12 protein-coding genes and 1 pseudogene are annotated in these 15,439 nt (G+C 46.0%); 10 read left to right on the top strand and 3 right to left on the bottom strand.

Features of this window, described 5'->3' with window-relative positions; all coding sequences use genetic code 11:
- Window positions 1–286: 286 nt before the first annotated feature.
- A pseudogene (gene rpoD / locus PHX29_03345) lies at window positions 287–1,003 on the top strand (RNA polymerase sigma factor RpoD).
- Between the two features lie 2 nt (window positions 1,004–1,005).
- The gene (locus PHX29_03340; protein MDD5604931.1) at window positions 1,006–3,576 is read left to right on the top strand and encodes an SMC family ATPase; all 2,571 of its coding nucleotides are present in this window, start codon (window positions 1,006–1,008) and stop codon (window positions 3,574–3,576) included.
- A gap of 13 nt (window positions 3,577–3,589) precedes the next feature.
- Here PHX29_03340 and PHX29_03335 read toward each other — a convergent pair whose 3' ends face one another.
- Both PHX29_03335 and uvrA read right to left on the bottom strand, forming a co-directional pair.
- Window positions 3,590–4,141, bottom strand: coding sequence for an HDIG domain-containing protein (locus tag PHX29_03335; GenBank protein ID MDD5604930.1), 552 nt, complete (start codon window positions 4,139–4,141; stop codon window positions 3,590–3,592).
- 23 nt (window positions 4,142–4,164) lie between these two features.
- Window positions 4,165–7,017 (bottom strand): excinuclease ABC subunit UvrA, encoded by a 2,853-nt coding sequence (uvrA, locus tag PHX29_03330; protein MDD5604929.1) that lies wholly within the window; start codon window positions 7,015–7,017, stop codon window positions 4,165–4,167.
- Window positions 7,018–7,141: 124 nt separating this feature from the next.
- Between uvrA and PHX29_03325 the strand changes: the two genes are divergently transcribed.
- The 8 genes from PHX29_03325 to PHX29_03290 are packed head-to-tail and all read left to right on the top strand — an operon-like array spanning window position 7,142 to window position 14,587.
- Window positions 7,142–8,311: a M20 family metallopeptidase gene (locus PHX29_03325; protein MDD5604928.1), complete on the top strand. Its 1,170-nt coding sequence runs from the start codon at window positions 7,142–7,144 to the stop codon at window positions 8,309–8,311.
- A complete protein-coding gene (locus tag PHX29_03320; GenBank protein ID MDD5604927.1) occupies window positions 8,308–9,153 on the top strand; it encodes an acyl-CoA dehydratase activase in 846 nt (281 codons plus the stop codon). The genes PHX29_03325 and PHX29_03320 overlap by 4 nt, the downstream gene beginning before the upstream one ends.
- 13 nt (window positions 9,154–9,166) lie before the next feature.
- Window positions 9,167–10,084 (top strand): thioredoxin-disulfide reductase, encoded by a 918-nt coding sequence (trxB, locus tag PHX29_03315; protein ID MDD5604926.1) that lies wholly within the window; start codon window positions 9,167–9,169, stop codon window positions 10,082–10,084.
- A gap of 49 nt (window positions 10,085–10,133) precedes the next feature.
- Window positions 10,134–10,589, top strand: coding sequence for a 50S ribosomal protein L9 (rplI, locus tag PHX29_03310; GenBank protein ID MDD5604925.1), 456 nt, complete (start codon window positions 10,134–10,136; stop codon window positions 10,587–10,589).
- A 2-nt stretch (window positions 10,590–10,591) separates the two neighbouring features.
- Complete coding sequence (gene dnaB, locus PHX29_03305; GenBank protein ID MDD5604924.1) at window positions 10,592–11,986, top strand: replicative DNA helicase; 1,395 nt, start codon at window positions 10,592–10,594, stop codon at window positions 11,984–11,986.
- A complete protein-coding gene (locus PHX29_03300; GenBank protein MDD5604923.1) occupies window positions 11,983–12,690 on the top strand; it encodes a DnaD domain protein in 708 nt (235 codons plus the stop codon). The genes dnaB and PHX29_03300 overlap by 4 nt, the downstream gene beginning before the upstream one ends.
- Window positions 12,608–14,023, top strand: a complete 1,416-nt coding sequence (locus tag PHX29_03295) for an ATP-binding protein (protein ID MDD5604922.1) — start codon at window positions 12,608–12,610, stop codon at window positions 14,021–14,023. Before PHX29_03300 ends, PHX29_03295 begins: the two co-directional genes overlap by 83 nt.
- A gap of 48 nt (window positions 14,024–14,071) precedes the next feature.
- The gene (locus PHX29_03290; protein MDD5604921.1) at window positions 14,072–14,587 is read left to right on the top strand and encodes an HNH endonuclease; all 516 of its coding nucleotides are present in this window, start codon (window positions 14,072–14,074) and stop codon (window positions 14,585–14,587) included.
- Window positions 14,588–14,612: 25 nt separating this feature from the next.
- On the opposite strand, the gene PHX29_03285 is transcribed toward PHX29_03290, so the two are convergent.
- Window positions 14,613–15,434: a stage 0 sporulation family protein gene (locus tag PHX29_03285; GenBank protein MDD5604920.1), complete on the bottom strand. Its 822-nt coding sequence runs from the start codon at window positions 15,432–15,434 to the stop codon at window positions 14,613–14,615.
- Window positions 15,435–15,439: the final 5 nt, after the last annotated feature.

Here is a 15,439-nt window from a genome sequence, read left to right as displayed (position 1 = left end):
CGAACCAGCTATACAGCAAAACCTGATTAATGAAATCGACCAGACTATTACCCAAAATATCGCCAACAAGACCGGGAAAAGCCTGGCAGAAGTACAACAGGAGCTTATCAACATTTCTTTGAACATACGGCTGATGCCGGAGGAGCTATTAATAGCAATACCCGAAGATGCCACTCTGGAAAACATCGAATGGCTGACTCACGATAAAACTTTTATCGACTCGGTCGAATTAAAAGATGCCAAGCTTAAAACTTACCTGAAAAACCTCGAACTTGAAGCTGAAAGAGCAGAGAAACACCTTACAGAAGCTAATCTCAGACTGGTGGTTAGTGTGGCTAAAAAGCACATTGGTCGGGGCATGCCCTTGCTTGACTTACTGCAAGAAGGCAACATCGGCCTGATAAGAGCAGTTGAAAAATTTGATTATCATCGCGGATTCAAATTCTCCACATACGCCACGTGGTGGATTCGCCAGGCTATTACTCGTGCTATTGCCGATCAGGCACGCACAATTCGAATACCTGTTCACATGGTAGAAACCATTCATAAATTGCTATCAGTAAGCAGGCAGCTTTCGCAGGAATATGGACGAGAACCAACCCCCAAAGAAATCGGCGCAGAAATGGAACTTCCACCGGATAAGGTCAGAGAGATTATTAAAGTTAGTCAACTTCCCGTATCGCTGGAGGCACCAATTGGCGAAGAAGAAGACAGTCATCTGGGAGACTTCATAGAAGACCAAAACATTGTACCTCCTCCGGATGCGGCGTCCCGGCAACTGTTAAAAGAGCAAATTGGTGAAGTGCTTTCCAGTTTGACGCACCGGGAACGTAGAGTTTTACAGCTTAGATTTGGCCTTGAGGATGGTCGCTCCAGAACTCTTGAAGAAGTAGGCAAGGAATTCAACGTCACTCGTGAACGCATCAGGCAAATTGAAGCAAAAGCCCTGCGCAAATTACGCCATCCCAGCCGGAGCCGAAAATTAAAGGACTATCTTGAATAGAAATGATCCCCGTACGGCTTAAGCTACGTAACTTTATGTCCTACAAAGGAGACTTGCCGGCTTTTTCTTTTTCTGGTATTCATACCGCTTGCATCTCAGGCGACAATGGTGCCGGTAAGTCCTCCCTGATTGACGCTATGACTTGGGCGTTATGGGGCAAGACACGGGCAACCAGCGACGACGAACTGATATCCATCGGAGCTGATGAGGTGGAGGTTGAGTTTGATTTTAATGCCTCAGGAAACCTGTATCGAATTATACGCAAACGCAGTAAAGCCAAAAAAGCCGGATCAGCAGGACTCCCCGGTCTTGATTTGCTGATTTATTCTGATGAAGGATTTAATTCCATTACTGGTGACACCTTAACCAAAACCCAGGAGTCGATTAAAAACCTTCTTCGCATGGATTATGATACCTTTATCAACAGCGCATACCTGCGCCAGGGACATGCTGACGAGTTCAGCCGGCAGACACCCGCCAAAAGGAAAGAAGTACTCGCCAGCATTTTAAAGCTGGAAGTGTATAATGAACTGGCTGACATAGCCAGGCAAAAAACCAGAGAAAGACAAGCCGAAAAAGAAACTCTTGAACGTGCAATAGAAGAAATAAAAAACGAACTTGCAGCACGTGAAGAGGTATCAACCGAACTGGAGAACGCAACAACTGGTCTTAAAAATACAGAAGAGGAATATGAGAAGGCAAAAAGCCTCCATGAAACACTCCGGCAACAAGCTCGCTCTCTCCAGGACCGACAGGAACAGTCAATCCAGCTTAGATATGATTCTGACGAACGCAAAAGACAGCTCACTGAATGGAGGAAAAGCGCTGAATCAATCCGCCTGCTGATTACAAACTACGAAATAATACTGCAACAAGCCCGAACCATCGAGGAAGGATACCAGCTTCACAAAGATGCAGAAAAAAACCTCGAAAGAATGAGCCTGCAGCTAAATCAGTTGAACCGCCTTTCGGTACAAAAAAACACCTGGGAAAAGTCTATACAATCAGAACGAGCCCGGCTAAATAGCCAGGTTGAGGTTACCAAACGAAATGTATCTGAATTGGACAAGAAAATTTCCGAACTGACTCGATTAGAATCCGCTCTGGAAAAAGCCAGGGCAGAACAAACAGATTTAAAAAAACAGCAGGATGCAATCTCAACTGAGGAAAATCAGCTAAAATCCCTGGAGGAACAACTCAGGGAAACCAGGTTCCAATCAGCACAATCCGCTGAGAGAATACGTGATATCGACAGCAGGATAAAACTGGTTTCCGATAATGTCGAACCACAGTGCCCTCTATGTGAAAAACCCCTAAACGATGAAGAACGAAACTTTATTATAGAAAAATACGTGCAAGAAAAAAACAGTTTAGCCATTGCAATAAAAGAAGCATCGGTCAGGCAATCTGAAATCGTAAAAACATTGAATGCAGAATTGGCAGGGCAAAAACTCAAACAGTCAGATCTGCAAAAGAAGATACTGCAGAATCAGCAGAATATAAGCGTCTTAAACCATCGCATCAGCGAATGCAACCAGGCATCAGACAAGCTCGCAACCGAAAAAACAATCCTCCAACAACTTGAGAACTGTTTGACGTCTGGCGATTATGCAAAAAACGAACAGGCTGAATTGGCCAAGGTCAACCAGCTGATTGCCGATATCGACTACAACGAAGATACTTACAGAGAAGCCAGAAAAATCCTTTCTGCAACTGAATCTTATCGAGAACAGCACCTTAAGCTAGCCGAAGCCAGAAACCAGATCGACATAGAAAAAGAAAAACTTTCCCAAGCTGAAGGAGCAATCAAAAACCTCCAGGACAGAATAGATCTTGATATGGCTGCGATAAACAAGATGGAACAAGAGTTAAAAGAACTCCCTTTGGTGACCAGCAAACTCACGACAGCAGAAACGCTTCTAAAAGAATCTGAGCATTCGCTTAACAATAACCGGGAGATGGTTTATAAACTGCAAGCCAAACTGGAAGCCTTTACGGAACTGGAAAGCAAATTGGCTGAAAATAAGATTAAACTAAAAACCGTTGGCAGCGAAGAAAGTATATTTAAGCATCTTGCCCGGGCTTTTGGTAAAAATGGAATTCAGGGCATGTTGATTGACATGGCTATCCCAGAAATTGAAAACGAAGCGAACCGCATCCTTGGTAAAATGACAGACAACCGAATGCATATGAAACTGGAATCACAAAGGGAGAAAAAAACTGGGGGCAAAGCGGAAACGCTTGATATACATATCTCAGATGAAGAAGGTACGCGTGACTATGAAATGTACAGTGGCGGTGAGGCTTTTCGGATTGATTTTGCCCTTAGAATAGCCCTGTCCAAATTACTTGCCAATCGAAGCGGAGCCCCCCTGCCAACCCTTATTATCGATGAAGGATTTGGCACTCAAGATAATATCGGACTGGAAAAGGTAAAGGAGGCTATTAACTCAATTCAAGACGATTTTGAGGTTATCCTGGTGATTACTCATATTGATGAGTTGAAAAACGCTTTCAATAATCGTATAGAGGTAACAAAAACGTCAGAAGGTTCGGTTGTTAATATAATATAAACCAATCGGTTTATTAAAGACCCAATTCGTCCGAAATCGCCTGCATGGCTTTTAATCCTAGCTCTATAAACTCATCCAGCTCAAGACCAAGATTTCTGCAGGTTTCAATCTGCTCACGACTCACCCCGGCTGCGAAACCTTTTTCTTTGTACTTCTTTTTAATCGATTTAAGTTCTACGGAGGAGATTTTTTTATCTGGCCTTACCAGTGCGGTGGTGGTGATCAATCCGGTCAAGGCATCTGAGCAGAATAATGCTCTATCCAGACGGGTTTGAACTTCATAGCCATGAGCTTCGTTATGGCGTAACACTGCATTGACAACCTCTACCCCAACATCCATATCATGAATCATCTGAGCTCCAATTTTTGAATGAGATTGCATGTCACCATCGCAAATTTCCATATCAATATCGTGTAAAAGTCCGGTTAGCCCCCAGAGGGCTTCGTCCTCCCCAATGCGATTCGCCAGCGCTCGCATGATTGCTTCGGTAGCTAGCATATGCTTGATAAGGTTTTGACTACCAACGTTCTCTTGTACTTTCAAGAATGCTTTTTCTCTATCCAATTTAATATCCTCCAGGAATAGGCTCAGGCTGTTTCCGCAACAGTGCTTTCAATACTGGACAGCTTACTTAAAAATCTCCCGGTAACCGAAGAGGGATTAGCCGCAACTTCTTCGGGACGCCCGGCAGCCACAAGCTCCCCGCCCTTGTCTCCAGCGCCTGGCCCCAGATCAATAATCCAATCCGAGTTTTTTATTACATCCATATGGTGCTCAATAATCAGTACTGTATTACCAGCGTCAGTTAACCTTTGGAGAACCTTAAGTAAAAGAGATACGTCCTCAAAAGCCAACCCGGTTGTAGGCTCATCAAGCATATACAAGGTATGCCCAAGCGGCCTTCTGGCAAGTTCTGTAGCCAGTTTAACCCGCTGTGCTTCACCACCGGATAGCGTAGTTGCCGGCTGCCCTAAACGAATATAACCCAAGCCGACATCATGTAAAGTTTCCAGTTTACGTTTTATCCTTGGAAAGTTTTCGAAGAAAATTAATGCTTCGGTCACGGTCATATCCAGTACTTCGGCAATATTTTTACCTTTGAACCTTACCGTCAAGACTTCACGTGTGTACCGCTTTCCACGGCAAACATCACAGGGTACGGTTACATCAGGCAGAAATTGCATTTCGATTCGTGTATAGCCATCACCAGCACAGGCTTCACACCGGCCACCCTTGACATTGAAAGAAAACCGACCGGGTCCATACCCCCTGACTTTAGCTTCCGGAGAAGTTGCAAACAGCTCACGAATCAGGGTAAATGTTCCGGTATAAGTAGCAGGATTGCTTCGAGGTGTTCTTCCAATCGGAGCCTGGTCGATATGAATCAGCTTATCGATGTGTTCAATACCTTCGATATCTTTGCATAATCCAGGTTTTTCGCGAGAGCGGTACAGCTTTTGAGCGAGTTTTTTATAAAGGACTTCATGCATCAGGGTACTCTTACCTGACCCCGACACACCAGTTACGCTTACGAAGCATCCCAAAGGTATCCTGACATCAATGTCCTTAAGGTTATTCTCCCTTGCACCACGGATAGTAATACTCTTGCCATTACCCGGCCGGCGTTTAGTTGGTATCGGTATAGTCTTTTTACCACTCAGATACTGCCCGGTGAGTGAATGCGGAGATCTTTTAATTTCTTCCAGGGTTCCACAGGCTATCAGCTGTCCGCCATGCTCACCGGCACCCGGGCCCATGTCTATAATATAATCTGCAGTGAGCATCATAGACTCATCATGCTCAACTACGAGCACAGTATTGCCAAGGTCGCGCAGGCGAGTGAGTGTAGCTATCAGGCGCTCGTCATCGGCAGGATGCAATCCAACAGTCGGTTCATCACACACATATAATACCCCCATCAATCCACTCCCCACCTGGGTTGCCAGGCGTATGCGTTGCCCCTCACCGCCTGACAGGGTAGATGAAACCCGATCAAGTGTAAGGTAATCGAGCCCCACATTAACCAAAAAATTAAGCCTGGACTCTATTTCCTTGAGAATTTCCCTGGCAATTAGTTTTTCCCTTGAGGTTAGCGATCCATTTTCACTTCTTAATATCTGCACCCAGTCCAGAAGAGCACTGACTTGCATGGAAGTGGCTTCGGCAATGTTTATACCGGCAACCCTGACCGCGAGTGCTTCTGGCTTGAGCCGCTTGCCCTCACATCCTGGACAAGGGAGATTTATCATATAGCGCTCCATAAACTGGCGCGATTGCTCCGATTCCGTATCTCGATACAAACGCTTCATACGTGGGATAACACCTTCGAAACCGTTATAATAATCTCTTATCTTTCCAAATTGGTTGCGGTAATGTTTCGGCTCCTCTCCTTCGCCGTAAAGTATCAGGTCAAGCTGCTCCCGGGTAAAATCTTTGACAGGTTCATGCGTGGAAAAACCATAACGGCTCACTACATCTGACAGTTGATGCAAATACCAGTTTTGAGATTGGTAAGGGTGGATCGCCCCTTCCGCAATTGATAGTTCTTTATCGGGAAAGATCAAGTCGGGATCAAATTCCTGTTTAAATCCCAGGCCAGTACAGGCAGTACAGGCACCATGGGGACTGTTGAAGCTGAATGTTCGGGGCTCGATTTCGCCCAAGCTTGTACCGCAATGGGCACAGCTATAGTGCTCCGAGAAAAGCAATTCCTCACCATCTACGATAGAAACAAGCAGTAATCCACCGCCAAGCTTGAGTGCAGTTTCAACTGATCCAGCCATTCGGCTGGGATTCCCTTCCCTGTCAACCACCAGACGGTCAACAACAACTTCAATTGTATGTTTCTTATTCTTATCCAGTGAAATATCTTCTGACAAATCAATGATTTTACTGTCCACTCTGACCCTGGAATAGCCAGAGAGACGTAAATCAGCAAACAATTGTACATATTCACCCTTGCGCCCTTTTATCAACGGAGCCATCAGCATGATTTTTGTAAACTCTGGCAACTGCAAGAGAGAATCAACAATTTGCTCGACAGTCTGGGCAGTTATTTCCTGCCCGCACTGTGGGCAATAAGGATGTCCAGCCCGGGCAAACAATAGGCGGAGATAGTCATATATTTCGGTAACTGTTCCTACGGTTGATCTGGGATTGTTGCTGACACCCTTCTGATCTATCGATATCGCAGGGCTCAAGCCTTCAATATAGTCTACATCCGGTTTTTCCATGCGGCCGAGGAATTGCCTGGCATAGGCGGACAGGGACTCCATATAACGGCGTTGCCCCTCTGCGTAAATGGTATCGAAAGCCAGCGAGCTTTTTCCAGAGCCGGAAACTCCGGTTATTACAACCAGTTTATCGCGCGGGATTGTTACGTCAACATTCTTGAGATTGTGCTCTCGTGCACCTTTAACTGTGATATATTGTTGTGGCAAGTAACGGACTCCTTCCAAACTTTTATTTTACCCCAGCCCCAACCTATTAACAAACTGGATGACTGCACCAGATACAGCCGGCTGTAGTCACCTTAACCATCTTAAGCTATAATGCAACATACAGATGAATAACAAACAAGAATTAATAAAACGAATACTTCATGATGTCAAAACCTGCAAGAAAGATCTGATGGCTTTGTGTCTCAAGATTCATGCGTCTCCTGAAACGGGCATGGCGGAATTCAATGCTTCAACATGGATTACAGAATTCCTTGAAAGCCACGGCTTTGTGATAAACCGTGGAATCGAAGGACTTCCTACCGCCTTTCTGGCAAATTATGGTAAAGGAAAACCGCATATTGCCCTTCTGGCTGAATACGATGCACTCCCCGAGCTTGGCCATGCCTGCGGACACAATATCATTGGCACAGCCGCAGCAGGAGCAGCAGTCGTTGCCAAACACGCCATTGATAGTTATGGAGGAATGATAACAGTTATCGGCTCACCATCAGAAGAATTCCATTGCGGCAAGGAATTACTTATTCGAAAAGGGATTTTTTCGGACATTGATATAGCAATGATGATCCACCCGGGCAGCCAGAATGCATCCGTCATATCCACCCTCGCATGTGTAAACCTTGAAATAGAATTTACTGGCCAGGAAGCCCATGCATCTGCTAATCCGGAAGAAGGCGTTAATGCACTTGAGGCAATGCTCCTCAGCTTTAACGCTGTCAATTCACTTCGGCAACATATCCCTGAATCAGCCCGAATACATGGTATTATTACAGATGGGGGTCAAGCCGCCAACATCGTACCTGCTCATTCAGGGGCAATGTTTATGGTAAGAGCAACCACCATGGAGTATCTTGAACAACTGCAACGCAAAGTAATAAATTGTTTTAAGGGCGCATCTCTGGCTACAGGTGCAAAACTTGAATACCGATGGGCAAATGTTTACTGCAAACCAATGAAAAACAACCGGACGCTGGCAGAAATTTTTAACAAGAACATGGCAACTACAGGCCGGGTCATGGAAACAAAAGAAGTGGATTTCGCCTCTACAGACATGGGTAACGTTAGCCAAATAGTACCTTCAATTCATCCAGTCATAGCCATCGCACCAGCTGGTACTTCTTTACACTCGATAGATTTTTTAAACGCTGCTGCTTCTGATGAAGGAATAAAAGGAATGATGGATGGCATGCTGGCTATGGCACTTACCATTACTGATATCCTCGGTCATCCAAATGTAATATCCGATATTCATACAGATTTCCACAGTAAAAAATGAACGTAACCGATAACATTACTTATATGGGAGTTGATATCGGCTCCGTAAGCACCAAACTGGCTATTGTTGATAACCAGGGGCACATGAAAGCCGGATGCTGCCTACCAACTGCAGGAAATCCCACAAAAGCCCTGAAGGAAGCCCTGGACCAAATAAGGACGGTGCTTCCTTCAGATAAGCTAGCTGGCGTCGCGGTTACCGGTAGCGGACGTAAACTGGCCAGTGAATTGCTTGGAGCAGATATCATCAAAAACGAAATTACCTGTCAGGCGATAGCCGCATTGCGTACTGACAGGAACGTACAAACAGTGGTAGAGATCGGCGGCCAAGACTCTAAACTAATTATAATTCGTAATGGACTGGTGGCGGATTTCGGCATGAACACAGTATGCGCTGCTGGCACTGGCAGTTTTCTTGACCATCAGGCATCCAGATTAGGGATTTCTCTCGAAGATATGAGTCAGCTGGCTGAAAAAAGCCTCAACCCGGTAACCATAAACGCAACCTGTACAGTTTTTGCCGAGTCAGACATGATAACTCACCAGCAAACAGGATTTGGCTGCGAAGATATTGTATATGGGTTATGTAAAGCTCTTGTTGCCAATTTCCGCCGTTCGGTGATACAGTCACGAATGGTTCGCGAGCCGGTTGTATTCCAGGGAGGAGTAGCCCGCAACAAGGGAATACAGCGGGCGTTTCGAGAAGAACTTGGTATAGATTTACTTATTCCTGACCACCCGGAATTAACTGGAGCGGTTGGAGCAGCCCTACTCTGCCTGGCAGAAAAAAATCCGGGAGAAAGCCGTTTCAAGGGATTCAATTGCCTTTCACTCAACAGATAACAGGAGATGTAAAATGAAAAAAGAATATGACGTTATAATCATCGGAGGTGGGCCAGCCGGCCTCGCTGCTGGTATCTATACTGCCAGGGATCGGTTCAGTACCCTGATCATAGAAAGAGCTCTGATCGGCGGAAACATTACCACCACCGACGATGTTGAAAATTATCCGGGTTTTCCGGAGGGAATCACCGGCTTTGAACTGACCGCAAAAATGCATGAACAAGCCACAAAACACGGCGCAGAAACAATTAATGCGAACGTCAATACTGTAGACGTGTCTGGTTCAAAAAAAATCGTCCATTCTTCTGAAGGAGATTTTTTCGCCAGAGCCCTGGTAATTGCTAGCGGAACAGAACGGGTTAAGCTCAATGTGCCGGGAGAAAAAGAACTGACCGGCCGCGGGGTATCATATTGTGCAACCTGCGATGGGCCTTTTTTCAAAAATAAAACCGTTGCGGTAGTCGGTGGGGGTAACGCTGCGCTTTACGAAGCAATTCACCTAGCCAAATTTGCCGAAAAGGTATATTTAATCCATCGCCGCGATGCTTACAGGGCAACCATGGCTGTGGTTGAAAAAATAAATGCAAATCCCAAAATTGAACCGGTTTTAAACAGCGTTGTAACCAAAATATCCGGCGAATCCCGGGTTAATAATATCGAAATTAAAAACGTCAGTGATAACTCGAATTCAAACCTGAAAATAGATGGAATATTTGTAGCTGTAGGGCTCTCCCCCAACACTGAATTTGTGAAAGGTCTGGTTGATATGAACCGACAGGGCAGCATTGAAGTAGATGAAAGATTGGAAACCTCGGTATCGGGAATTTTTGCTGCTGGTGACGTACGTATCAATTCAATTCGCCAGGTCGTCACCGCAGCCGGAGATGGGGCTCATGCGGCTTTTCATATCAGGGAATATCTGGAATCGTAGTTTCCAAGCACTGTCAATAGTAAGGTATAATATTTAGGGGAGAGATGTTATGAAAGTGATTTTTCTTAAAGATGTACCAGGCTCTGGATCGCAGGGCGATATTAAAGAGGTTGCTGATGGTTATGCTATCAACTTCCTTATTCCCCAAAACCTGGTGATGCCAGCTACCGATCAAACACTTGCCCAGCTTAAAGCCCGGAAAAAAGCAGAAGAAAAGAAAAAAGCAGAAATAGAAGCTGATCTTGCGAACCAATCCAAAGCTCTTAACGGTAAAACAATTACGTTAAAGGCTAAAGTCGGCACCAGGGGAAAGCTTTATGGTTCGATAACCAGTAACGATATCGCCACTGAACTTAAAAAAGCGCATGGCCTGGAACTGGATAAGCGTAAAATTGAACTATCAGAGCCACTCCATGAACTGGGTACTTTTGAAGTGATTGTTAAATTGGCAAGAAACCATATGCCCAAATTAATTGTCAAAGTAGTACCCCAGGAGGAGGATTAACCGTGGCTGAAACCAGGCTCCCACCCCATGACCTGGACGCAGAAGAAGCGGTTAACGGCTCCCTGTTAATCGATGGTAAGGCTATTTACGAGATTGCTACTTTTCTGAGACCGGAAGATTTCTTTAGTCCTGCCAACCGATCGATATATCAGTCCTGCCTCAATCTGTACCAAAGGGATGAGGCAATTAATAAAATTACAGTTTCTCAAGAACTAAGTCGTTTAGGCAATCTGGAAAAGAGCGGCAATCTTGCCTACCTGAGTCACCTTGCATCAATCGTTCCTACCTCCCTTGAAATTCTGCACTTTGCACGCATTGTGCAGCGGTTGTCGGTAATGCGGCAATTGATTCTGGCCTCGGAGAAAATTGCCGACATAGGTTATGGAGGAGAAGCCGACGCGGTAACAGCCTTGAACAAAGCCGAAGATGTGCTCTTCCGCCTCCGTAACAAACGGGGCGACGCCGATTTTGTACATATCAGGGAATTGCTTGAACAATACTTTGAAGCTCCGCCTGAACTGGAACCAGGAGCACTGCAGCCTAAAACAAGCGTTCATTCTGGTTTTACCGGATTGGACGAGTTGCTTGGGGGCTTCCAACGCTCTGATCTGGTAATAGTGGCAGGACGCCCCAGTATGGGTAAAACCAGTTTTGCATTAAATATTGCCCGTAACGCTGCTGTTTTAGAAAGAGCCTGTACTGCTATCTTTAGTCTGGAGATGAGCCAGGAATCACTGGTAAGCCGGTTACTCTCGGCGGAAAGCGGCGTCAGCGCCAAGCGCATCCGGCTGGGATTGTATCATAATATTCACGATGAGCACGAAGGACGTATCATGGATGCAATTGGAACACTGAGCGAAGCACCCATTTACCTGGATGATTCGCCCCAGTTACGCATGGTAGAGATGAGAAGCAAGGCAAGGCGCTTGCATTATGAACATGGTCTCGACCTGATTATTGTCGACTATCTGCAACTCCTTCAGGGAGATACGAGAACTGATAACCGCGTTCAGGAAATCGGCTACATATCCAGAGCCCTTAAAGGTCTTGCACGGGAACTCAACGTTCCGGTTATCGCCGTTTCCCAGCTTAGCAGGGCAGTTGAATGGAGGCAGTCACATGTACCCCAACTTTCTGACCTACGTGAAAGTGGTTCTATCGAGCAAGACGCTGACGTAGTAGCTTTTGTATATCGGGAAGAAGTTTACTTTACCGAAGAAGAATGGTATCGCACACACGAAAATCAGGAATATCCGCGAGAGCTTGCCGATATTATCGTTGCCAAACATCGTAATGGTCCAATCGGCCAGGTGAAACTCCGCTTCAACAGCCGGCTTACCAATTTTGAAAATCTGGCTGCTGATAGCGTTGAATTAAAGGGAAGCGAAGTACTGTGACCAGAGAGTTGCCAGGGCTTCCCGCCAGGATGGACTACTGCGCCGTACCCAGCTACTATCTAAATGTGGTTATGCCCTGGGTTGACAGCCTTGAAGAGCTGAAACTCAGCCTGCAAATATTCCGATTAATTAGCCGGAAAAAGGGTAGTGTGCAATATATCAGCCGGGGCGAACTGATTGCCGATCCAGCAATCATCGAATGCCTCAAAACAAACAATCGCCCCTTTGAAGAAGTCCTCGATGCCACCATATCCAAAGTGCTTGCAAGAGGGATCGTACTAACGGTCGAAGTGGGGGACAATAACTCCCGCCAGTCTGTCTATTTTTTGAATACTCCGGCAAACAGAGAGGCTGCAGACTCCGGCAAAATAACCACAGGCAACGCAACAATACCTCGTAATCCCGCCACCCCGATTGAACAAATGCCCAATATATTTACCTGTTATGAAGAGAATATCGGAATGCTTACACCTTTAATCTCGGATGAGCTGCGCCTGGCGGAACAGAATTATCCTGTAGATTGGATTATCGAGGCTATTGGGGAAGCAGCAATGAATAATAAACGCAACTGGCGTTATATATCACGAATACTGGAAAGATGGTTAACCGAAGGAAAGGTCAATGGAGCACATCGGCAAAATAATCCGGCAGACGACCCGTCAAAATATACCACCGGCAAGTATCAGCGATTTGTCCAACATTAAACCCAATACAAATAACCAACCAGCCTGCAGCAGGTGCGGCGGAGTGGGATTCTACCATCCAAAGCTGGCCAATGGACAGATCGACTACGCCAGGGTAGTAAGTTGCAGTTGCCTCAACCGCACAAGCGGAGAACAAAAACAGGCAATGTTATTTGAATCGAGCAACCTTGGCCCACTCAGCCGACTGACTTTTGACAACCTTCTGCCCGAAGGCCGCAGTGGTTATAAAACAAACCAGGTTCTTTTCAAGGCAGCGTATCAAGCTGCTAAAGATTTTGCCGAAAATCCTTCCGGCTGGTTTGTGCTTATTGGCCCCAGTGGTTCAGGCAAAACCCATATTGCCGCTGCAGTTGCCGTTGAACAATTAAACAGGCAAAGGTCAGTGCTGTATATCACTGTTCCAGATTTACTGGAACACATGCGCGCAAGTTACAATCCTACGAACGAAACCTCTTTTGATAACCTGCTGGATGAAGTTCGCAATGCGCCCATGCTTTTATTGGATGACCTCGGAGTACATGCCGGAAGCCCATGGTCGAAGGAAAAATTGGACCAGCTGCTCAGTTACCGCTTTAACCGTGAATTACCAACACTAATAACACTGCTCTCGTTAAGCGAACTAGACCAGCGCGTTCTAACTCGAATCAACGACCCAGTCGTCAGCCGGATATTTTATCTGGAAACAGAAGATGATGTCGGCTCCGGTTATAGCTGGGAACCTGGCCTTGAGCTGCAAAAGCAAATGACGTTTGAAACCTTTGACTGGAAAAGAGTTAACCTGCCGCTCCAACAGCGGGAAAACCTTGAAAAAGCTTATCGTCTCGCAGTTGACTATGCTCGTTCTCCTGATGGTTGGTTAGTATGGCAGGGAGTGACCGGCAGCGGAAAAACTCATCTGGCTTCAGCTATTGTGAATTATCTTTTCCAATCAGGCAAGCAGGCACTGTTTATAGTAGTGCCAGAATTCATTGATCATCTTCGTTCAACATTTAGCCCGGATTCCAGGGTTTCTTACGATCGGATGTTCGAAAGAGTCAAAATAGCACCATTCCTTGTACTTGATGATTTTGGAGAGCAAACTGCAACACCATGGGCACAAGAAAAGCTGTATCAGGTTATCAACTATCGTTACAACGCTCGTCTGGCAACTGTGATTACTACCACTCGTTCGCTGGAGGAACTGGATAGCCGGATACGTTCAAGGTTTCTTGATCCAAAAATCAGCACTCCCTTCGCCCTTACAGTGCCCGACTACCGAGCCGATATAGCTTCCCACACCTCCCGCGGGAAATCACAACGCTCGCAGAGCCGACGATATAATTCCAAAAGTTGAATTTGGAAAACAACGGGGCTAATATTTAAGCAAATGTCTACCCAGCATATGAAAGAAAGATTGCCGGTGTTGGTGCTTAATAGTTGCTTTCAACCTCTTAGCATCTGCCAGGTGAGGCGTGCCATAGTGCTAATACACGAAGGGAAGGCAGAGATGGTAGAAAACGGCATGGGCTTTATCCATACCATTTCACGGGAAATTCCCCTACCCACAGTTATCCGACTGGATTATATGGTTCGCCCCCCTTGCCATCAAAACAAACTCACACGGATAGGCGTATTTCGCCGTGACAACTATACCTGCCAATATTGCGGAAAGCAGAGCACCCTGCTCACTATAGACCATATCGTACCCCGCCACCGCGGGGGTGAACACAAATGGACAAACGTTACAAGCGCTTGCCCTAAATGTAACCACCGCAAGGCTGGCCGCACCCCTGAAGAAGCCAGCATGAAGTTAATGCGCAAACCGTTTAAACCCACTGCGTACGCCGGCTTCTATCTGCCGCATCGCTATACAATAGGAATCCCTTCCTGGGGCAAGTACCTTTCAAGCAATAACTAGCGAAGGAGTGCGTTTTCTACCCAAGTTAATCGCGCTTTCCGGAGTTCTCGTCGCGCTTCGGCAATGTAGATATATCTAATTCACTTCGGGAACCATCCCCAAGTTCAACAACAACTTTGTTTTCCAGGGGCCGGCTTGAAATAATCACTGCTTCTCCACCAGGAAGCATGACCCTCTCGCCCTCTTTTGGCATGGTTTTTTTCATCTCACGATACTGTTCAAATTCGTAGCCAAGACAGCAAAGCAGCCTTCCGCATAAACCGGATATTTTCATCGGGTTCAAAGGCAAATCCTGCTCTTTAGCCATTTTGATCGATACCGGAGAAAAATCAGATAAAAAAGTAGCGCAGCAGAGTGACCTGCCACAACGCCCAAATCCGCCCAGCAAACGAGTTTCATCCCGCGGGCCTACCTGCCTCAATTCTACACGAGCCTTCAACTTTCGGCTCAAATCACGTACAAGCTCTCTGAAATCTACCCGACCTTCAGCCCCAAAGAATATTGTTACCAGGCTTCCATCAAGGCTATATTCAGCACGTAAAAGTTTCATCGGCAGGTTCAGCTGCCTCACCAGCTGCTCGCATTCGCTTATAGCCTCTGATTCTCTCTTTTCCATATTACGTGCCTGCTCTATATCGGAATCATCAGCTAGCCTCAAAACAGGTTTCAGCCCTTCAGGGACTTCTTCTTCTGATATTTCCTTGAGCGCGCCTATCACTCTGCCTAGTTCTTGTCCTCTGGCAGTTTCTACGACTACCTGGTCACCGTCCTTAAGCTCAAGACCAGCTGGATCAAAGTGATATATCTTGCCAACAGGCCGAAAACGTACTCCTATAACTAAAGGCATTTGAT

The sequence above is a fragment of the Dehalococcoidales bacterium genome, assembly GCA_028717385.1.
GTDB lineage: Bacteria > Chloroflexota > Dehalococcoidia > Dehalococcoidales > CSSed11-197 > CSSed11-197.
This window is presented reverse-complemented; position numbering and strand designations above follow the sequence as displayed.